At 45.4% G+C, this 20168-nt stretch carries 16 protein-coding genes; 4 read left to right on the forward strand and 12 right to left on the reverse strand.

The window, feature by feature from the left end; all coding sequences use genetic code 11:
• Window positions 1-71 precede the first annotated feature (71 nt).
• Window positions 72-704 carry a 3'-5' exonuclease gene (locus OCU46_RS00810; RefSeq protein WP_141272721.1) on the reverse strand — a complete coding sequence of 211 codons (633 nt, stop codon included), beginning with the start codon at window positions 702-704 and terminating at the stop codon, window positions 72-74.
• A gap of 2 nt (window positions 705-706) precedes the next feature.
• Entirely contained in the window at window positions 707-2527 is a 1821-nt protein-coding gene (locus OCU46_RS00815; RefSeq protein WP_141272723.1) for a DUF294 nucleotidyltransferase-like domain-containing protein, read from the reverse strand.
• Between the two features lie 173 nt (window positions 2528-2700).
• Between OCU46_RS00815 and OCU46_RS00820 the strand changes: the two genes are divergently transcribed.
• Entirely contained in the window at window positions 2701-3885 is a 1185-nt protein-coding gene (locus OCU46_RS00820) for a 3-phenylpropionate MFS transporter (RefSeq protein ID WP_141272725.1), read from the forward strand.
• Between the two features lie 112 nt (window positions 3886-3997).
• On the forward strand, window positions 3998-7465 hold the full coding sequence (locus OCU46_RS00825; protein WP_141272727.1) for a hybrid sensor histidine kinase/response regulator: 3468 nt from the start codon (window positions 3998-4000) through the stop codon (window positions 7463-7465).
• On the opposite strand, the gene OCU46_RS00830 is transcribed toward OCU46_RS00825, so the two are convergent.
• The 7 genes from OCU46_RS00830 to aspA form a co-directional block, all read right to left on the reverse strand.
• Window positions 7435-7917, reverse strand: coding sequence for a hypothetical protein (locus OCU46_RS00830; RefSeq protein ID WP_141272729.1), 483 nt, complete (start codon window positions 7915-7917; stop codon window positions 7435-7437). The two genes, OCU46_RS00825 and OCU46_RS00830, sit on opposite strands and share 31 nt — an antisense overlap.
• A gap of 126 nt (window positions 7918-8043) precedes the next feature.
• Window positions 8044-9771, reverse strand: coding sequence for a sodium:solute symporter family protein (locus OCU46_RS00835; RefSeq protein ID WP_141272731.1), 1728 nt, complete (start codon window positions 9769-9771; stop codon window positions 8044-8046).
• Between the two features lie 12 nt (window positions 9772-9783).
• The gene (locus OCU46_RS00840; RefSeq protein ID WP_141272733.1) at window positions 9784-10047 is read right to left on the reverse strand and encodes a DUF4212 domain-containing protein; all 264 of its coding nucleotides are present in this window, start codon (window positions 10045-10047) and stop codon (window positions 9784-9786) included.
• A 240-nt stretch (window positions 10048-10287) separates the two neighbouring features.
• Window positions 10288-10923, reverse strand: a complete 636-nt coding sequence (locus OCU46_RS00845; RefSeq protein WP_017027313.1) for a response regulator transcription factor — start codon at window positions 10921-10923, stop codon at window positions 10288-10290.
• Between the two features lie 158 nt (window positions 10924-11081).
• Window positions 11082-12875 carry a protein-disulfide reductase DsbD gene (locus OCU46_RS00850; protein ID WP_141272735.1) on the reverse strand — a complete coding sequence of 598 codons (1794 nt, stop codon included), beginning with the start codon at window positions 12873-12875 and terminating at the stop codon, window positions 11082-11084.
• Window positions 12876-13027: 152 nt separating this feature from the next.
• On the reverse strand, window positions 13028-14335 hold the full coding sequence (locus OCU46_RS00855) for an anaerobic C4-dicarboxylate transporter (protein ID WP_141272737.1): 1308 nt from the start codon (window positions 14333-14335) through the stop codon (window positions 13028-13030).
• Between the two features lie 131 nt (window positions 14336-14466).
• Window positions 14467-15903, reverse strand: a complete 1437-nt coding sequence (gene aspA, locus OCU46_RS00860) for an aspartate ammonia-lyase (RefSeq protein WP_141272739.1) — start codon at window positions 15901-15903, stop codon at window positions 14467-14469.
• A gap of 443 nt (window positions 15904-16346) precedes the next feature.
• On the opposite strand from aspA, the gene OCU46_RS00865 reads away from it, so the two are divergent.
• On the forward strand, window positions 16347-16841 hold the full coding sequence (locus tag OCU46_RS00865) for an FxsA family protein (RefSeq protein ID WP_017027317.1): 495 nt from the start codon (window positions 16347-16349) through the stop codon (window positions 16839-16841).
• 21 nt (window positions 16842-16862) lie between these two features.
• Here the strand turns inward: OCU46_RS00865 and trmL are convergent, their stop codons facing one another.
• The 3 genes from trmL to OCU46_RS00880 form a co-directional block, all read right to left on the reverse strand.
• Window positions 16863-17339 carry a tRNA (uridine(34)/cytosine(34)/5-carboxymethylaminomethyluridine(34)-2'-O)-methyltransferase TrmL gene (gene trmL / locus OCU46_RS00870; RefSeq protein ID WP_141272741.1) on the reverse strand — a complete coding sequence of 159 codons (477 nt, stop codon included), beginning with the start codon at window positions 17337-17339 and terminating at the stop codon, window positions 16863-16865.
• A 75-nt stretch (window positions 17340-17414) separates the two neighbouring features.
• Window positions 17415-18785, reverse strand: a complete 1371-nt coding sequence (gene cpxA / locus OCU46_RS00875) for an envelope stress sensor histidine kinase CpxA (protein WP_141272743.1) — start codon at window positions 18783-18785, stop codon at window positions 17415-17417.
• Window positions 18782-19468: a response regulator gene (locus OCU46_RS00880; RefSeq protein WP_141272745.1), complete on the reverse strand. Its 687-nt coding sequence runs from the start codon at window positions 19466-19468 to the stop codon at window positions 18782-18784. The genes cpxA and OCU46_RS00880 overlap by 4 nt, the downstream gene beginning before the upstream one ends.
• 176 nt (window positions 19469-19644) lie before the next feature.
• Between OCU46_RS00880 and OCU46_RS00885 the strand changes: the two genes are divergently transcribed.
• Window positions 19645-20154 carry a Spy/CpxP family protein refolding chaperone gene (locus tag OCU46_RS00885; protein ID WP_141272747.1) on the forward strand — a complete coding sequence of 170 codons (510 nt, stop codon included), beginning with the start codon at window positions 19645-19647 and terminating at the stop codon, window positions 20152-20154.
• The last annotated feature ends 14 nt before the right edge of the window (window positions 20155-20168 follow it).

Consider the following 20168-nt stretch of genomic DNA (forward strand, 5'->3'; position numbering starts at 1 on the left):
AGACTTTAGGATGAGAAGGTAACTATCGCTGTGAAATTAAAGGGTTATTTCAATAACTGAGAACTAAATCGCTACTTGATATGTGGCATATTGAGGCTTGGAAGGTCACCTTTAGTGAGGCGAACGAATACCAGTGCTGCCGTAATTGCATCTTGAAGGGCGTTGTGGTGGTCACGTATAGGTAAGTCTAAATGCCGACAAATGGCCTCTAGGCTTAGGTCGAAATAGGCGTTCTGTAGATGCTTTTCGAGTTTCTCTTGATAGATATGGCTAACTTCTATGATGGTGTTAGGAAGGGGAAAGCCAAAGTGTTTCTTGAACGCAATATCAAGAATCCGCTTATCGTAGCGAATGTGATACCCTACGATAGGGCGGTTGCCAATAAAGTCGAGTAATTGCAATAAGGCTTCTTTTTCTTCAAGGCCATCGCCGAGATCTTGATGACGGATTTGGTGCACCTTGATGGAGTTCTCATCCAATGATTGGGGCGCTTTGAGTTTCACATGAAACGGAGTGCTAGTAATGACTCGATTATTAATAATCTTGGTTGCAGCAATCGTCACAAGCTCAGCTCGTGTTGGTTCTAGGCTGGTGGTCTCGCAGTCTATAGACACATACTCGTTGCTATCACTTTCGGAAAATAGTGATCGAAAAGGGGAGCCCTTTAGCTTCCAGTGCCAGTAGTATCTCGTTAGCCTGTTCATGGTCAGTCCCTGATCTGGTAGTGATAGCTAAGGAACTGCTTAAACTTCTTCACCACATGCAGACTGTGTCTGAGTAAGTCACGCTCGGTTCTATCGAGTGAGTTGAGATCTAAGTTGTTGGAAGAGTCTTGATGAGCCAGTTGCTGTGCTAGACGCAGCTTGAAGAATAGTTTTAAAGATTCGCTGAGGTTATCGGCAGTATCATCTTCTAGGCAGCCTAGTTCATGTAGAGCTTCGATTCTTTCAAAGGTGTTCCGTTGGCGAAGGTCGTGCTCCAATGCGAGCGCGCGAATACCATGGACAATGGAGAATATTCCCCCTTGCTTGATATCTAGCCCTTCTTTACGAGCTTTAACATTGCCAAACAAGGTTAAAGGCACGGAGAATTGTAGAGCTGGTCTAACAAAATCTGAAAGCGTAAGCATACGCCCCGTTAGCGCATCGTGCAGTGAATTGAGAACGGGCTCTACTAAGAGTTTATTACCTGCAACGGGCAAAGCGTCTGAAAAGATGGCCAGTTGCATCACCGAATCGGCATTACTGACCTCAATCCATTTAGCCACTTTTTTCTTCCATTCGCTTTGGCTAGAGACCCAGAGTGGATTGTTGACCATCACCTTCCCAGGACAGAGAGGGTAACCAAGCTCCAGCAGAGTCTCGGTGAACTTATCCATTGTTGCGCTACATTCAGGCCAGTCAAACCCATCTTCAAGGATCAGAGCATTGTCTTGGTCTGTTTTTAGAACCTGTTCTCCACGCCCTTCTGAGCCAAGAACAAGCAGGCAACAATGCTGCTGAGCGTCTTCGGGAACGACTAACTGGAAAGCTTTCTCTATGATCTGTTCATTGAGTACAGAAATTAGCTCCATGATAAATCGCGTACGGATGCCGTTGACCAGTAGGCTTTTAACAAAATCATGCTGCCTTTGAGAGGCTTGCGCCAGTTCATCAATGTTTTTAGCGCGGGCAATACTCAAGCTGAGGACGTGAGAGTGGGAGGAAAAGGCACTTAAAATCTGGGTCAGATCCAGCATGCCTACAGCTTGCTTTTCATTGACCACCATTACTCGTTTCATCTTATTTCTAGTCATGGTGAGCATGGCATTAAATACAAAGTCGCCCTCATGCACCTCAAATACAGGAAACGTGGATATCTCAGACACTGGTGTTTGCATGCTTTTGTCTTCAAGCACAACAGAATGTAAGAGATTAGTGCGGGTAACAATGGCATACGGTGATTGGTAAGGATGCAGCTCTAAACGCGGGTCGCTCTCAGAGAGTTTGACTAAGGCGGCATCGATATCATCATTATTCAAAAGAGCGGTAGCTTCTTTAATTGAGGTATCAGGAGCCAACACTAGCGGAGGATGATAGATAGAGTCGTCGACCTTGGTGAGTATGAACTCAGCCAAATTTTGCTGCTTTTTAGCGTCTTTGATCAGTTGTTGACGTTTGGATAGACTGCTATCGAAGTATTCGGCAAAGGATTGATTGCTATTGAATAAAGAGAGAAAAATCTCACTTGGCAGCAGGTAACACAGTACATCCTCAAGTGCGACGTATTGATGGCGCACCTTTCCTTCAAACAATGAGCGCACATCAAATAAGTCGTCGTGACCATAGTGAGCAAAGACTTCTTGTTGATACTTTTCTTCGACCGAGCCTTTTATCAACACGAATAAGTGTGTTGTCGACTGTCCAGCATCGAGCATAACATCACCAGCGCGAAAGTAGGCGATATCTAATGACGTCTTTAACCGCTCTACCTCTTGCGGTGTGAGGCGGTCAAAGGGAGGGTGTTGTGTATTAAATTTTTCAGGCATGAAGACGTAATCCTTTGGCGACAAACCCTAACCCTACTAGTGTGACAAATCCTCAAATAAGCTCCAGACGACTTTGGTCTAATAAGGAAAAGGTGAAATTGAAGTTATCCCTTTTTATTCCATTAGGTTCACTTCATAATTGCCGCGAGTATTGCTTAATCTAGGACAGCTTAATGTTGAAACCCTCTCCATACGCGTGGCTATCTCAGTATTTTCTGGGGTTCTTTTTTGCCTATGGCGTTTATCTCCCATTCTGGGCGCTTTGGTTTAAAGACCAAGGGGTTTCTGCCTCAGATATTGGCCTGTTGCTTGGTATAGCCTTTGCTACCCGATGCGCCGCAAACCTTATTATTACGCCTCGCATTCATAAAATTGAGCACTTAATGCCAGCTCTTCGGGTACTTAGCTTGGCCTCGCTCGCGTTCATTGCATTTCACTTTTTTATCGGTGGAAGTTTCTGGTTGATGGCTGTGGCAACCATCCTCTTTAATGCTTGTTGCGGGCCGATTGTTCCTATTTCAGATGCAATGGCCAATCACTACGCTCGCTTGAAGATGCTCGACTATGGTCGAACTCGTTTATGGGGTTCGATAGCCTTTATTGCAGGCTCAACAGTAGTCGGATTCCTAGTTGCTCACTTTGGTATTGATTTCATTGTGTATACGGCTTTGGCCGGTATTGCATTCTCTATCGTGGCATCAATGCGCAATCCAAACCCAATGCCGGTTACTCAAGGCAATGTACAATCAGTCAGACCTAAACTCAGTAGTTTGCTTCGTGAATGGTCAGTGATTAAGTTCATTGGTTTGATTGCGCTGATCCAAGGAAGTCACGCGGCTTACTATGGTTTTAGTACCATCTACTGGAAAGAAGCAGGTTACAGTGCCGATATCATTGGCTACTTATGGAGCCTAGGTGTTGTGGCGGAAGTATGTATTTTTGCTTTCAGCAATCGTTGGTTTGGTAAGTGGACGCTGCGCTCTCTGTTCTTGGTTGCTTCTATTGGCGTCATCGTACGTTGGGGTCTAACTGCATCAACCACCATGTTATTCGCATTGGTACTTATTCAGTTGCTACATGGTGTTACCTTTGCGCTAGCTCATATTGCTGCAATTCGCTACATTCAAGATGCAGAGCAACATAAGATGGTGGCACTGCAAGCTCTCTATAATGCTATACCACTTGGTATTGTTATGGCGACGATGACCGCACTCAGTGGTTGGGGTTATGAGCTTTGGGGGGCAAATGTCTTCTGGGTGATGGCAGGAATGGGTGTGCTCGCTATGTTTGTTAAATTGGACCCTCAGAAAGGGAATGTTGAAGAAGTGGGGATTGAGCCACAAAAACAAGCTAACTGATTGAGCTATAAAGCGATCTTTGACTAGTCTTATAGCATCTAATTCTATGCGTTCTTGATAATAGAACAAGGGATTAGGTGCATTCAAAACTAAGACTGGTTAAGGATTGTTTATGCAAGGATGGGTTGTCGTTCCCGCATCGCTGCTCTATTTAGTACTGCTTTTTTTAGTAGCATGGTACGGGGATAAACGTCCTCAGTGGTTAGCCTCATGGCGCCCCTGGGTTTATAGCCTTTCTATTGCGGTTTACTGTACCTCTTGGACTTTTTTTGGCACCGTAGGCCAAGCTGCAAATAATCCTTGGGCATTCCTGCCCGTTTATCTCGCCCCTATTATCGTATTTGTCTTTTTCTGGCGCGTATTGGCGCGCATGATCTTAGTGGCAAAACGCGAGCACATTAACTCGATTGCTGACTTTATCGCGGCTCGCTATGGCAAATCTCAAGGCTTGGCGGTATTCGTCACTTTAATCTCTGTCGTCGGCATTTTGCCTTATATCGCATTGCAGATGCGGGGCATTATGATGGGGCTAGAGCTGGCAGCCCCAGAAGTACTAGGAGAGGGGGGCAATCAAAAGTATCTGGTTTCTTGGTTGATGGTGGCTGCCCTTGCTACTTTTACTGTGTTATTTGGTACCCGTCATATCGATAATACAGAGCATCACCGTGGAATGATGATGGCCATCGCTTTCGAATCCATCGTTAAGCTAGTGGCCTTTTTGTTCGTCGGCTTATTTGTCATGTTTGTGGTGCTACAGCGAACGGATATAGAGCTTTGGCAAGCGGCAAAGCAAACCTACGAATCACCTAACATCCCTACCTTATTGATTCATACTCTGCTGACCATGATGGCTATCTTCTGTCTTCCTAGGCAATTCCATACCACTGTAGTTGAGAATGAGCGTGCTCATGATTTGCATACCGCAAGGCGAGTCTTTCCTGCCTATTTGATGTTGATGGGGCTATTTGTACTGCCAATTGCTTGGGTCGGCTCTAGTTTATTACCTGGCAGTCCAGCAGACAGTTACGTCATTAGTCTACCACTGGCATTAGGGGCAGACAGCGTTGCTTTGTTTGCTTTTATTGGTGGTGTTTCGGCAGCAAGTGGCATGGTGATAGTTTCCACTATTGCTTTAGCTATCATGGTGTCTAATGACCTCGTCATGCCGCTGCTTCTACGCAGAATGAAGTTGTCTCAACACAACTTTAGACATTTCTCTGGACGCTTATTAGTGATCCGTCGAATCCTAATTGTCATGCTGATAGTGGGTGCGTGGTTCTTTTATCAAGTGTTGGATAGTATCGGCAGTTTGTCTGCGATTGGCTTTCTTTCTTTTGCTGCTGTTACCCAGTTCGCGCCTGCGTTGCTTGGAGGAATGTATTGGCGACACGGAAACCGCAATGGGGTGTACGTTGGCTTGGTGGTAGGTTTTGTTCTGTGGCTTGTCACTCTGATGAGCCAAACCGGCATTCTTGCGGGAGATGCTGGCAGCAACGTTCTTATCTGGATGATTTCACCTCCAGAGCTATTGGCAAGCCTAGATATCAAAAATTCTGACTGGGGCATGCTACTCAGTATCAGTGCCAACAGTGTGTGTTATGTCGTCGTGTCGTTACTAACGCGTCCCAACATTAGTGAGCGCTTACAATCCGCGGCTTTCGTTGGCTCACCATTACCTGAATCGGACAATATTAGCCTCTATCAAAGCCGGGTCACCGTTGCAGAGCTTGAGTTGGTAGCTTCTAAATTTGTCGGCAGGCACAGGGTTCGGAGTGCCTTTAATCAGTTTTGGAGTCAGCAAGAAGAGGTACTGATGCCAAATCAGTATGCCCCTTCAACCTTGATACGGCATACCGAACGGGTGCTGGCTGGTGTATTTGGTGCATCCTCAGCTAAGTTAGTGCTTACTTCTGCTTTGCAGGGCAAAAACATGCAGCTTGAAGAAGTGGCCACCATTGTGGATGAGGCTTCAGAGCTGTATGACTTTAGTCGTAGCTTGTTGCAAGGAGCCATTGAGCATATTGAGCAAGGGATAGCGGTTGTTGATAAACAGCTGAGGCTGGTGGCATGGAATCAGCGTTATTTAGAATTATTTGAGTTTCCTCCTGGTTTAATTCAGGTCGGTAGGCCTATTGCTGATGTTATCCGTCATAACGCAGAGAAGGGGCTGTGTGGGCCTGGAGATCCAGAGATTCATGTTCAGCGCCGAATAGAGCACTTAGAAAGAGGCACTAGCCACACATCTTCTCGCCAGCGTGCCGATGGGCGAGTTATCGAAGTGCAAGGTAACCCCATGCCTAGTGGTGGGTTTGCAATGAGCTTTAGTGATATTACCGTTTACCGTCAGGCAGAGCAGGCATTGAAGGATGCTAATTTCACCCTAGAAGAAAGGGTACAAGAACGAACTCATGAGTTAGAGCAACTGAATCGCCAGTTGACGATCGCAACCCAGCGATCAGAACAAGAATCACAATCTAAATCTCGCTTTCTTGCCGCGGTGAGCCATGACCTAATGCAGCCGTTAAATGCGGCCCGATTGTTTACTTCATCATTATCAGAGGTGGCGAAGGATAGTGAAACACAGCAAGTGGCACGTCATATAGAAAGTGCGATGGAAGCCGCCGAAGTACTCATCAGTGATTTGCTTGATATATCTCGTCTTGAGTCGGGCAAGCTAGAGGCAAAGGTGCAGTCCTTTGCGTTGAGTAAGGTGTTGTTTAATCTTGATGCTGAATTTGGTGTGATTGCTGAGGAGCAAGGTATTAACTTTAGAACGATACCCACTTCATTGTTTGTTGAATCAGATCCAAAGCTATTGCGTAGGGTAATCCAAAACTTCTTAACCAATGCTTTTCGCTACAGCCCTCAAGGAAAGGTGGTACTGGGAGCGCGAAGAGAGGGGAACTCTCTTTCTATTCAGGTTTGGGACAACGGAATTGGCGTTGAAGAAGATAAGCAGCAATTGATATTTGAGGAGTTTACTCGCACCAACCAAATTCGTTCAGATAAAGGATTAGGCTTGGGGCTCGCGATTTCAAAAGGGATCGCACAGCTTTTGGGACACACAATATCCCTGCGTTCTTGGCCTAGCAGGGGAAGCGTCTTTTCGATCACTGTGCCAATGGCACAGAAGGTGGTGATTGAGGAGGTTCCTCCAGTAGCCCCTATTGCAACGGCGACTCCGCTCAGCAATTTGCGAGTGCTATGCGTTGATGACGAGGTTTCTATTTTGGAAGGAATGGAGCATTTGCTACAGCGTTGGGGTTGCGAGGTGAGATTGGCAACGGATCTAGAGCAGAGCCTGTTGCAGTTGGATAACCATTGGCAGCCTGATGTGATTCTTTCCGACTATCGTTTGGAAAATGGTAGAACAGGTTTGCAGGTCTTGCAGCGCTTCAAACAAGTAATGGGAGCAGAATTCAATGGTGTCATTATCAGTGCGGATAGAGCGCCAGACATTGTTGAAGAAGTTAAGAGCGAAGGGTTTGAGTTTCTGCCTAAACCGGTTAAGCCATTAAAGCTTCGAACCCTTCTCAATAAATTTGAACGTCACTTATCTTCGGTAAATAATGTCTCGTAAACCACAAAGGTGGTCTCAGTCTCTCCATAGTAGAGAGTATCTTCAGCCTGAATAGCAACACGAAGATTCTTTGCTTCAATATTGTTAGCGGGCAATGAGATAGCCCAGTTACGCATATCTTGGTTAGTCGGTGTCATCTCTACAGGTTGGCTATCGCCATTTTCAGCCAATGCGACTTTGATACCCTGTAGTGGGAATTTGGATCTTAGGGTTAAATCTAGGGTGTCTGCAGTGAGTTTCTCTGAACGAAATTGCACCTTGAATTCACCATTTTCAAAATCACACAAACCACTGGTATAGCGACAATTTGATTTACTGATTAGTTTGTAGCTTTCGCCTTGTTTGGCTGCATGAGGTTTTTCACTCACGGCCATATCGACACCAAAATAAGTGATTACAGCTAATATAGGGGCAACCAGTAAAGCAACGATAAAGTGTTTGTTTTTGAACATTTTTGCATCCTAGCGACAATGTAAAATTCTAGAGAGAGTTTTAAACTCTTCTCTTTACAATACTCGACTTACTTTATTAAAAAAGCCCCCGAAGGGGCTTTTGTGGACTAGATTGGATAGATTGTATTAGTGGTCTTGAGCTGAACCTGCTCCTGCTGGAACTCGAACGTGCTCAACAAGGTCTTTCACTTCTTGTGGAGTTTCGGCTGTTACTTTCGATACAGCGAATGCCACGATGAAGTTGAAGGCTGCACCAATCGCACCAAATGCGTTAGGCTCAATGCCTAGGAACCAGTTGCTACCCCAGCTTTCTAAGTATTTCCAATCCGCAACAAACAAGATGCCTTTGTGCTGGAATACATAGAACAGAGTAATACCGATACCTGCGACCATACCTGCAATCGCACCTTCTTTGTTAATGCTCTTACTAAATATCCCCATCATCAAGGCCGGGAAGATGGAAGAGGCGGCCAGACCAAATGCCAGTGCTACTGTACCGGCGGCAAAGCCCGGTGGGTTGAGTCCCAGATACCCCGCGACCCCAATTGCCACCGCCATGGATATCCGACTGGCGAGCAGTTCTTTCTTCTCTGAAATGTTGGGGTTTATTACCCCTTTTATCAGATCGTGCGAGATGGAGGAGGAGATAGCCAGTAGTAGACCTGCTGCAGTAGAAAGTGCCGCTGCAAGACCACCTGCTGCTACTAGAGCAATAACCCAGTTAGGTAGCTTAGCAATCTCAGGGTTTGCCAATACCATGATATCTCTGTCTACTTTTAGCTCATTAGTTTCTGCGCTAGAAGTGTATTGAATCGCACCATCAGCATTCTTATCCTCAAAGCCTAGAAGACCTGTTTTCTCCCAGTTTCTAAACCAATCAGGACGCTCGTCATAAACAAGATTCTGACCAGATGGAAGGTTTACGGTTTCCATTAGGTTTAGGCGAGCCATAGCTGCTACAGCTGGTGCTGTAGTATATAGAATCGCGATAAACACCAGTGCCCAACCCGCTGAGGTTCGAGCATCACGTACCTTAGGTACAGTGAAGAAACGGATAATTACGTGTGGTAGACCCGCAGTACCGATCATCAGTGACATGGTGTACACAAACATATTGAGGGTATCGCCCCGCACATGTGTCGTGTATTCAGTAAAGCCGAGTTCGGTCACCACCTGGTCAAGCCGGTCGAGTAGATAGACATCCGACCCCGTCATGGTACTACCCAGTCCTATTTGAGGAAGAGCGTGACCCGTTAGTTGTAGAGAGATAAATACCGCTGGAATAGTGTAAGCAAGAATGAGTACGCAGTATTGAGCAATCTGGGTGTAAGTGATGCCTTTCATACCACCCATAACCGCATAGATGAATACAATACACATACCTACGCCAAGCCCGGTTGCGTAGTCCACCTCAAGGAAGCGACCAAATGCAACACCCACCCCTTTCATCTGACCGATAACGTAAGTTACCGATGCGATGATCAAACAGGCTACGGCTACAACGCGTGCTGTTTTGGAGTAAAAGCGTTCCCCTACGAACTCAGGAACCGTGAACTTACCAAATTTACGTAGGTAAGGAGCAAGTAGTAATGCGAGAAGTACATAACCACCCGTCCAGCCCATTAGGAATACTGAACCACCGTACCCCATAAAGGCGATAAGACCCGCCATTGAGATAAATGATGCTGCAGACATCCAGTCAGCTGCTGTTGCCATACCGTTTGCAATTGGGTTTACCCCGCCACCGGCAACGTAGAACTCTTTGGTGGTGCCAGCTCGAGCCCATATCGCTATACCGATATAGAGTGCGAAGGTCGCCCCTACAACAAGGTATGTAATTGTCTTAAGATCCATCTTTGTCGCTCCCTATTCTTCTACGTTAAATTCGCGGTCAATCTGACGCATCTTCCACGCATAGTAGAAAATAATGCCTAAGAAACAGTAGATGGCACCCTGCTGTGCAAACCAGAAGCCTAACTTATAGCCACCGATTTGGATTTGGTTGAGTTGATCCACAAATAAAATACCGCAGCCGAATGACACGACAAACCAAACAATCAACAGACTGATCATGAGTCGAACATTCTTGCTCCAATAGGCTTTGGCTCGTTCTTCATTTTCAAACGCCATTGCCGTCTCCTTACGTTCGTTTGTTAATAAAATGTTTCAAGCATACGATAGCAGTGGGGTTGTAATAACTCATTTGAACTTTGGTCTTGACGATAATTTTAATTAAGTACTTTAAAATCAGATGTTTAAAAATATTGCAGGGAAAAGTGTGAAGTTGATTTTGCGTGGTATTAGCCAAAGGTCTAATACGAATGAGGGGAGATGTTGCTTTTATTTACCAATCAAGAGGTTGTCTTAGCATCATGATTCAACTTCAGATTGTTGAAGCAAGATAACCGCTTGAGTGCGATTGGTGACGCCAAGCTTGCGAAAGATTGCAGTCATGTGTGCCTTAATGGTGGCTACAGAGACATCAAGCTCATAGGCAATCTGCTTGTTTAGAAGACCATCCGCTAGCATGGCCAATACTTTGTACTGTTGTGGCGTAAGGGAGGCGAGTTTGTCTGAGATATCACTATATTGCTCTGCTTGCTTAGCGAGGTCTGCAGGAAAGAACTGATCACCACTGAGCACTTGATTGAGCGCATTGATAAGGCTTCGCATATCACTGGATTTAGGTATGAAACCAAATGCGCCGTGACTCTTTACTTGGCTGACAACAGAGGGTTCTTCGCTTGCAGAAATCACGACCACCGCGATATCAGGAAATTCACTACGTAGCTGCATCAGTCCAGACATGCCGTTTGCTCCAGGCATTTTTAAGTCTAAGAGAACTAAGTCTACGTCTTCTTGTTTGCGAAGTAATTCAAGCAGGGTATCGAGTGATTCGGCCTCTAAAAGGTTGGCTCCACTAATCGCCATATGTACGGACTGAAACAGAGCGTTTCGAAACAGAGGATGGTCATCCGCGATAACAATAGTGTAAGTGGCGTCCATATCACTTTTACCCAGTATTCATTAGTGGTTTAAGTGATTATTGATGGTTTTAATTTAATGAACAAGATTTGGTCACTAAAACTCTGAGTTGTATCGATATTTATGCGCTTAGATGGATAAAACGCCCATCAATTGGTTTGATGGGCGTCTATTTTAGTTTATAGATTAAAGCGTTGTAGGTGATTTAAGAAGGGATCAGCCTTCACAAAACCAGTCAGCCTTGCCGATGGAAGGTGTTCCCCTTCCGCGTTCCAAAACTCTATGGTGGGTAATCCGAGCACTCGCATGTGCTCCAACATTTGAATATCTCTAGGCTGATTCTTGGTAACATCTGCTTGTAGCAATACAAAGCCTTTGAGCTTTTGCTCTACGTTAGCTTCATGAAAGGTGTATTTCTCAAACTCTTTACAGGCTACGCACCAGTCGGCATAAAAATCTAGCATTACCGGTTTACCCGCCTGTTTAGCTTTCTCCAATTCTTGCTGAAGATCTTGAACCGTAGCCACTTGGATAAATTCAATCTCAGATTGTGGCGCTTCGATGCTGCTCTCTAATCCCAGTAATTTGTTCCATACTGGTTGAGCGGAGCCGATTAACCCTAAAATCGCAATGATACCAATCAGACTCTGCTTCCAACTGCCAAACGGCACTTGATTCTTGGCGTGATAAAGCCAAGCAAAGAAAGAAACGCCAAGAATCGACCACAATGCAGAAATCCACTCAGCACTTAGGATTCGCTCAAGGAAAAATAGCGGCGCGGCTAGTAAGACAAAGCCAAATAAGGTCTTAACCTTGTCCATCCACAATCCAGCTTTTGGCAAGAAACGATTGCCAAATACTGCAAGCAGGATTAAGGGGATTCCCATCCCGAGAGCTAATGCATACAAGGTTATCGCTCCGGTGAATAAGTCTCCCGTTTGCGCTACGTACAACAGTGCACCCGATAACGGGGCTGTGGTACAAGGCGAGCATACCAATCCAGATATTGCACCCATAGCAAAAGCACCAAACCAATGCCCACCTTTTTGCTGGTTACTCATTTCATTGAGTTTGGTTTGAACGCTACTTGGCAGTTGCAGGTTATATAAACCAAACATAGAGAGAGACAGCAGCACGAACAGCACACTAATGGTGATTAGCACGGCTGGATGTTGCAGGGCAGCCTGAAACTGCAAACCAGCAGACGCAACTACTAAGCCAAGTAGGGTGTAGGTGAGCGCCATTCCCTGAACGTAAACGAAGGAGAGTGCCAGTGCGCGAGCAGCAGACAGCTTGCCATTACCCAAAACGATGCTGGTCAAAATAGGGTACATGGGTAACACACATGGGGTGAAAGCTAGCCCTATACCGAGCAGTAAAAAAATCAAAGGTGTCCATATCGAATCGCCTAGCAACGCTGCCATATCACTTTCGCTTTTGGGTAGCGATGATTCTGACGGTAAATTGGAGGTGCTGTTGGCATCGACTAATTGTACGTTCTCAGTGCCTGGAATAGGCTCTAGGTCAATCACCTTAGTTTCTGGTGGGTAACAGAACCCTGCTTTGGCACACCCTTGATATTGAACGATGAGCTGGGCATTACTGCCTTGCTCTATGATTGGCACGGTAATAGTGACAGGTTCGGTATAGATATTGACCTTGCCAAAAAATTCATCGTTGTAAGGTGTTCCCTCTTTGAGAGAGAACTCACCTAAGGTGGCATTGTCTGCGCTGACATCAAATCGAGATTGATAGAGGTAGTAGCCTTCCGTGACTTGCCACGTGAGGCGTACTTGTTTTCCTTGTTGAACGAAATCAAACGGGAATGCTTGCTCAACACGTAAAAAGCTAGGCTGACCAAAACTGGGTTGCTCAAAGCCATTTTGAACAGGTGAGCTTGATTCACTGTTGAATGAGGCAACAGAAGCCTGAGAAAAACAAAGCAACAAAAATGAGAGTAAGACAGTGCGCATAGTGTCCGGCATTTTATGAACAGATAACTAGTAGACCTGATAGTAGCGGAATAAGTTTCGTTCGCCTACACGGTGTTGGTGGATCTGAGGGGTTATTAGTGCTCATAAAAAAGGGGCGCAAATAGCGCCCCAAGATAAGTGAGAGGTTGTATTTAGATAAAGAAGCTACCAAATACAAAGCCTAGGGTTACTGCAGTGGTAATGGTGGCAACGCCTGGCAAGAAGAATGGGTGGTTAAACACATACTTACCAATGCGAGTTGAGCCCGTGTCATCCATCTCAACCGCCGCCAACAGTGTCGGGTAGGTTGGTAGTACAAACAGAGCACTAACCGCGGCAAAAGATGCCACTGCGGTTAACGGTGCAACACCAATAGCTAAAGCGGCAGGCATAAGAGCAACGGTCGTTGCGCCTTGCGAGTAAAGCAACATAGAAGCAAAGAATAACACTAGCGCTAGCATCCATGGGTAGTCAGCAAGAAGTGAACCTGCAAACTCTTTAATGTCGTTAACGTGCGCGTTAACAAAAGTAGAGCCTAACCAAGCCACACCAAGTACACACACACATGCAGTCATACCAGAGCGGAAAGTTGCAGCTGCAGGGATCATGGCCGCATCAATCTTAGTGGTGAGTACAATCACCGCCGCCGCACCTAGCATAACGGTCATGATCGCTTCGTTACGACCTAGCGTTGGGTTTTCAATTAGACCCACAGAGCCTGAAATAGCCGCTGCGTACAAGACTACAAATACGATCGCACCTAAGAAGATGTAAGTTGCGCGTTTTGCTGTCGGCAGGATCTCACGCTTTTCACCAGTGTTCAGCTTGATCAGGCCTTGCTCTAGACGTTCCTGATAAACAGGGTCATCTTTCAATGGGCAGCCAATAAAGTTAGCAACGAACGCACCGACCATACAAGCGATGAACGTCGTCGGAATACAGATAGCAAGTAGGGTCAAGTAATCCACACCTTGAGGCTCTAACATAGCTGCAAAGGCAACAACAGCTGCAGAAATTGGAGAGGCTGTGATAGCAATCTGAGAGGCAACTACGGCAATAGAAAGTGGTCGAGAAGGACGAATGCCTTGGCCTTTGGCTACTTCTGCAATAACCGGAAGCGTAGAGAATGCCGTGTGCCCTGTACCTGCCATTAGCGTCATTACAAAGGTAACGATAGGCGCATAAAAGGTGATTCGTTCAGGGTGCTTACGCAAGAAATCTTCCGCAATCTGCACCAACCAATCCATACCACCGGCTACCTGCATTGCTGCGATTGCGGTAATCACCGACATAATAATTAGAATTACGTCGATAGGGATAAAGTCTTGGCTCGTTGGAATACCAAGACCAAGAGACAATGCGATGACACCCAAGCCACCGGCTAAACCTATGCCAATACCGCCAATTCTGGCGCCTAAATATATGAACACTAGAACAACTAACAGTTCTACCATTATCATTTGTTGTTTTCCTTTAATTGGATTTTGTTGGGGGTAATTGTAAACAACCTCAAAGTGGGGGCCTTGAGATCGAGTGTTTAGGAAGGGTAGACCAGACCTCGCTGAGTTTCCCCTTCCTAGTAGAGCAAAATCTAGCCGAAGCGCTTCGCTCTATATTGTGGCTTCATTAGATTCTCAACAGAGAATATATCTTCTAGTTCCGCCTCGGTGAGCAGTCCTCTTTCAAGCACTACCTCACGCACATTCTTGCCTGTTTCTGCGCAGATCTTACCAACGATGTCACCTTCATGGTGGCCGATATAAGGGTTTAGATACGTCACAATACCAATGGAGTTGAATACGTGGCTTTCACACACTTCTTTGTTCACTGTGATGCCATCGATGCATTTATCGCGAAGGTTAACGCAAGCGTTGGTTAAGATATCTAGAGACTCAAACATGCTTTGAGCAATAACCGGCTCCATTACGTTAAGCTGTAATTGACCGCCCTCAGCCGCAAAAGAGATCGTGTTGTCGTTACCTAGTACTTTAAAGCACACTTGGTTCACAACCTCAGGAACGACAGGGTTTACCTTAGCTGGCATGATTGAAGAACCTGCTTGAAGCTCTGGTAGGTTGATTTCATTTAGACCCGCACGAGGACCAGACGACAATAAGCGCAAGTCGTTACAGATCTTAGAAAGCTTAACTGCAAGACGTTTTAGTGCACCATGCATCATTACGTAAGCGCCACAGTCTGACGTTGCTTCGATAAGATCTTCTGCAGGAACGCACTCTAAGCCTGTTACATCAGCAAGTGCTTTTACTGCTAGCTCTTGGTAGCCTTCTGCCGCATTAAGGCCTGTACCGATTGCGGTTGCACCTAGGTTCACCTCTAGCAGTAGCTTGGCTGTGTATTGTAGGTTGCGGATTTCTTCAGCAAGCGTCACTGACCATGCACGGAATTCTTGGCCAACCGTCATAGGTACGGCATCTTGTAGCTGTGTACGGCCCATTTTTAATATCGTGTTGAACTCTTCGCTCTTGAGGTCAAAGGCACCTTTAAGATACTCAATAGAGTCGATCAGTTTGCTTACGCTGTTGTATACCGCGATACGGAAGCCAGTAGGGTAGGCACAGTTAGTGGATTGGCTCTTATTCACATCATCATTTGGGTTGATGAAGTCGTACTGGCCCTTCTCCTTGCCCATCAATTCAAGGGCTAGGTTGGCAATCACTTCATTAGTATTCATGTTGACTGAAGTACCTGCGCCACCTTGGAATACATCAGAAGGGAACTGGTCCATACAGCGGCCTGTCTCTAGAATGACATCACAGGCATCGATAATGTGTTGGGCAACATCGGGTTGAATAACACTGAGTTCTTTGTTGGCAATCGCAGCGGCTTTTTTGGTCATGACCATACCGCGAACGAATTCGGGTACATCAGAGATGGTCATATTTGAGATATTAAAGTTTTCGATTGCGCGTAGGGTATGAATGCCGTAATAAGCGTCGGCAGGAACATGGCGTTGGCCAAGGAGATCTTCTTCTATACGAGTTGCTGACAGTGTAGTAGTTGTTGTCATAGCATGGACCTTTATTCATCTTGGTTTTTTATCTAAAAGGCGTGCGTTGAGAGCCAATTAGTTCAATGACCAATTCTGTTTAATGAGTCCATTCAGCAGATTATTATGGTTCTAAAATCAGACTAGATTTTATCTGGTCCAATAATACTGTAATCCACAAAAAAAAATCATAATTTGATCACTTTTGTAGCGTAAAAATAGAGAAGTTTTTTATTACCTGCATCATTAAATTTATTTCACCATGAAACTATACGCAGGCTTCTACCAATCACAGTAAGTCAGCGGTCGGAAATAGCGCAGGAAAAACGCCATTATCGAGTGTTTTAACAAACTAGGGTGAACAGTTATTTACTACGATTGCTATTATGCACCTAAAACTATATATCAATTGAGCTTACCCCCTTTTTGCGCGTAAACTGAGCATCTGAATTCGAGGAGGATACGTGTTTCCTATTTTATTGTTGTTATTCATCTTGGTGCCAATAGTCGAGATTGGTCTATTTATTCAAGTAGGTGGTTTTCTCGGTGTTTGGACTACGATATTCCTTGTCATCTTGACGGCGCTGATTGGTGCATCACTGGTACGCAGTCAAGGTATTGCGACGTTACTTTCTGTGCAGTCTCGTCTGCAACAAGGCGAAATGCCGGCTCAACAAATTATTGAGGGCGTGATGCTAGCTGTGGCGGGTGTGCTTCTGTTGACTCCTGGCTTTATGACCGATGCTTTGGGTATGTTGGTGCTGTTGCCAAAACCAAGAGCTATTATCGCTCAGCAATTAATGAAAAGAGTGCAAGTGAATAGCATGCATTCAGGCTTTCAAAGCCATACGCACTTTGAGCAACGCGGACCGTTTGATAGCCATCAGAAGGATGATGGTAATGTATTCGAAGGCGAGTTTGAGAAAAAAGACGATCAAGATAAAGACCGTCTTAACTAAGTTTGCTAATCCGGCGCTGTATTATACAGCGCCATCAAATTCCATCTGACGCCATGCTTCAAACGCAATAATGGCGACTGCATTCGACAAATTCAAAGAGCGACTGTCTGCCATCATTGGAATGCGAATTCTTTGCTCCATAGGCATTGATTCGATGAGTTCTGCTGGTAGACCACGAGTTTCTGGACCAAACAACAGTACATCCCCTTGCTGATAGCTAGCATCGACATGGTGACCTGTAGTTTTAGTTGTGCAGGCAAATATTCGATAGTCGCCATCGCGCTCATTTAAGAAATCAATAAACGCTTGATAGTTTTTATGACGCTTAACGCGTGCGAGGTCGTGATAATCAAGGCCGGCACGTCTTACTTTCTTTTCTTCTAAGTCAAAACCCAGTGGTTCAATAAGGTGCAAGTTGGCACCGCAGTTTGCGCAAAGTCGGATGATGTTGCCGGTGTTCGGTGCGATTTCTGGTTCGTATAAAGCGATGTCAAACATAAGTCGTCATGTATTGATAAATAATGCAGGCAGTATATACCTAAACACGTTTTAGGTGCACTGCCCACAATTTAACTAGGCTTGAATAGGCAGATTAACGGTCATCTTCAGTCCACCCAGTGAGGTGCCTCGCTCCGCTTTGATCGTACCATTGTGTTGCAAGATGGCGCTTTCAGTAATGGCAAGTCCGAGGCCTGTACCACCGCTTTCCCTATCTCGAGCGGTTGAGACGCGATAGAAAGGACGGAATATGCTTTCGAGCTCCTCTTCTGGTACCCCAGGGCCATCATCTTCAACAGTGAATGTTAATTGTTGGTCGGTGACTGAGAACTGTACTTCTATTTTCGATTGACCATAGCGAATGGCATTGCGCACGATGTTTTCAAACGCACTGGAAAGCAGTTTTTCGTTACCTACTAAAGTTACTTCGGGAATCGATTCGAAGTTTAAGCTTATCTCGCTCTGCTCTGCTTCAAATTGAGCATCTAATAGCATTTCTTCCCACAACGACTGAGCCTGCAATTGCGTTCGATTGTGATGGCTGTCTATTTGCATGCGTGACAGCCCAAGCAGATCTTTTATCATCTGCTCCAATCTTTCTGCTTCTGTTTCTATACGTTCTAGTTCCTTGGAGGAACCTTGCTTTCGTGTTGCAAGGGCATTGGCCATTCTTAAGCGAGTCAGTGGCGAGCGAAGCTCGTGAGAGATATCAGATAGCAGCTTTTGCTGACCCGAAACCATTTGATTAATGGACAGTACCATTTGGTTAAAGCTGGCGCCGGTCTGTTTGAATTCGCTGGTGCCTTGCTCAAGGCTAGGGTCTACCTCAAATTGCCCGTGTGTGACTCGTTTAGCGGCGAGCTCTAATCTTCGAGCGGGTAGGCTCAAATTCCAAGCGCACAACAATAGCAATGGGGTGCTCACGACCATAATAAACAGCAGTAGTTTTAAAGGGGCATCTAAGAATTGGTAAAGAAGTGGTGGCGGAGTGTTAGTAGTAAATCCCGCATAAATAACGAAGTCATTACCGCTTATGCTAATTGGAAAAGGACCCGCTACCATAAAACGGCCAAACAACTGCTGACTTGGCTCTGCAGCATTGATGTATTGCGCCGCCATTGTCTGAAGTGCGTGGCGTCTCGGGCCATGCTCTCTACTGACCAGTGTTCCTTCGTTGTCCACTAAGTAGAGGCGAAAGTCTTTACTGCCAAATCGGCGCTCTTCCAATTTTCTTAGCGTACGTACTGGATTGGTACTTTCACTGAGGTCACTCTCTACTACGGAAACTAGACGATTTATTTTGTCTAGAGAGTCTTTATTGATGGAGTGTGACTTTCTCGGGTCGAGCATCTGCAAGCCAATAACGGCAAGTAGCACCAGTAAAATGGTGAGCCAAAAGATCGCGAAGATACGTCCATAGAGACTATTAAACTTGGGTAGTCTCATAGTGCAGTCTCAACAAAGAGGTAACCCTTGCCTCGCAGGGTTTTTATGCGAGGTTTTCCATCTTTGCGCTCAGGAAGCTTTTTCCTCAGATTGGATACATGCATGTCTACGGCTCTATCGAATGCCGCTAAGCGCTTACCTAGAACTTCAAGACTGATGTTTTCTTTGGTCAGTACTTGCCCAGGATTACGCAGAAAAAGCTCCAGTAGGGCGTACTCTGTGCTAGTAAGATCAAGAAGAACCTCTTCACAATACGCCTCTTGTGCCCCAGGGTTTAAAGAAATGTCATCAAAGGTGTTGTTTGACGGCGAGGTTGCTGGCGTATTTTGTGTGCGACGTAATATAGCGCGGATTCGAGCCAACAACTCTCTATCGCTAAATGGCTTTGGCAGAAAGTCATCAGCACCAAGCTCGAGGCCAATAACTCTATCTACCTCTTCTCCTTTAGCGGTAAGGAATAAAACCGGGGTTTGCCACTTCTCTCGAAGTTGCTTTAGCATTTCCATACCGCTCATTTTGGGCATCATGATATCAAGCAGAATTAGATCGATATCTTCATTGACGGCTTCAAGCCCCTCAACACCGTTATGAGCTTGAGAAACAGTAAAGCCTTCGTAGGTGAGAATGTCTTCTAGTAAAGCCGTTAGCTCGGTATCGTCATCTACTAATAAAATATGTGGCATCAGGTTCTCACTCTACGGCTATGTTTAATACTTAGATTGTAAGGCGGATTGTATAGGGCTTGGATTTGATTTACTTATCTTTACGTTTCGTATACCGCACTTTACACGCCTACTATTATTCTAAATGCATCTGCTGAAAAACAGCAGCCGATGTCTAAATTATCGAGGTATATCTCATGGCAATGAATAAAAAATGGTTAGCAGTAGCAATGATGGTTCCACTGACACTAGGTAGCGCATCGGTGCTAGCAAAGAGTCAGAAGGGTGGTGAGAAAGGTCAGAAAGGTGGCCAATCTTGTATGATGCCTATGGACGGTAAAAGCGCATTCCGCGGTTTAGATCTAACCGATGAGCAAAAAGCAGAACTGAAAACAATCCGTGAAGATGTTCGCTCTTCAATGAAAGCAAAAGGCGAGTCTAAGCGTGAGACGATGAAAGCAATGAAAGCGCAGGAGCAAGAAATGGTTCTAGCTGCTGATTTCAATGAAGCTGAAGCACAACAACTAGCTGCATCTATGGTTGAAGAGCGCACAGCTATGCAAGTTGAGAAAATGCGCACTATGCATCGTATGATGAGCGTGTTGACTGACGATCAGAAGCAGCAACTAGTAGAAAAAAGAGCAGAGCGCGCAGCAAAATGCGAGCAAAGAATGCAGGAAAAAATGTCTAAAAAAGACAGTGAGTAACTCGTAAGCAAGAC

Origin of the sequence: Vibrio comitans (assembly GCA_024346835.1) — a bacterium.
Taxonomy (GTDB): Bacteria; Pseudomonadota; Gammaproteobacteria; order Enterobacterales; family Vibrionaceae; genus Vibrio; species Vibrio comitans.

Excerpts from the sequence above, each read along its gene's own strand:
- OCU46_RS00810 (WP_141272721.1), bottom strand. The coding sequence starts at position 704 with ATGAACAGGCTAACGAGATACTACTGGCACTGGAAGCTAAAGGGCTCC.
- OCU46_RS00815 (WP_141272723.1), bottom strand. The coding sequence starts at position 2,527 with ATGCCTGAAAAATTTAATACACAACACCCTCCCTTTGACCGCCTCACA.
- OCU46_RS00820 (WP_141272725.1), top strand. The coding sequence starts at position 2,701 with ATGTTGAAACCCTCTCCATACGCGTGGCTATCTCAGTATTTTCTGGGG.
- OCU46_RS00825 (WP_141272727.1), top strand. The coding sequence starts at position 3,998 with ATGCAAGGATGGGTTGTCGTTCCCGCATCGCTGCTCTATTTAGTACTG.
- OCU46_RS00830 (WP_141272729.1), bottom strand. The coding sequence starts at position 7,917 with ATGTTCAAAAACAAACACTTTATCGTTGCTTTACTGGTTGCCCCTATA.
- OCU46_RS00835 (WP_141272731.1), bottom strand. The coding sequence starts at position 9,771 with ATGGATCTTAAGACAATTACATACCTTGTTGTAGGGGCGACCTTCGCA.
- OCU46_RS00840 (WP_141272733.1), bottom strand. The coding sequence starts at position 10,047 with ATGGCGTTTGAAAATGAAGAACGAGCCAAAGCCTATTGGAGCAAGAAT.
- OCU46_RS00845 (WP_017027313.1), bottom strand. The coding sequence starts at position 10,923 with ATGGACGCCACTTACACTATTGTTATCGCGGATGACCATCCTCTGTTT.
- OCU46_RS00850 (WP_141272735.1), bottom strand. The coding sequence starts at position 12,875 with ATGCGCACTGTCTTACTCTCATTTTTGTTGCTTTGTTTTTCTCAGGCT.
- OCU46_RS00855 (WP_141272737.1), bottom strand. The coding sequence starts at position 14,335 with ATGATAATGGTAGAACTGTTAGTTGTTCTAGTGTTCATATATTTAGGC.
- aspA (WP_141272739.1), bottom strand. The coding sequence starts at position 15,903 with ATGACAACAACTACTACACTGTCAGCAACTCGTATAGAAGAAGATCTC.
- trmL (WP_141272741.1), bottom strand. The coding sequence starts at position 17,339 with ATGTTTGACATCGCTTTATACGAACCAGAAATCGCACCGAACACCGGC.
- cpxA (WP_141272743.1), bottom strand. The coding sequence starts at position 18,785 with ATGAGACTACCCAAGTTTAATAGTCTCTATGGACGTATCTTCGCGATC.
- OCU46_RS00880 (WP_141272745.1), bottom strand. The coding sequence starts at position 19,468 with ATGCCACATATTTTATTAGTAGATGACGATACCGAGCTAACGGCTTTA.
- OCU46_RS00885 (WP_141272747.1), top strand. The coding sequence starts at position 19,645 with ATGGCAATGAATAAAAAATGGTTAGCAGTAGCAATGATGGTTCCACTG.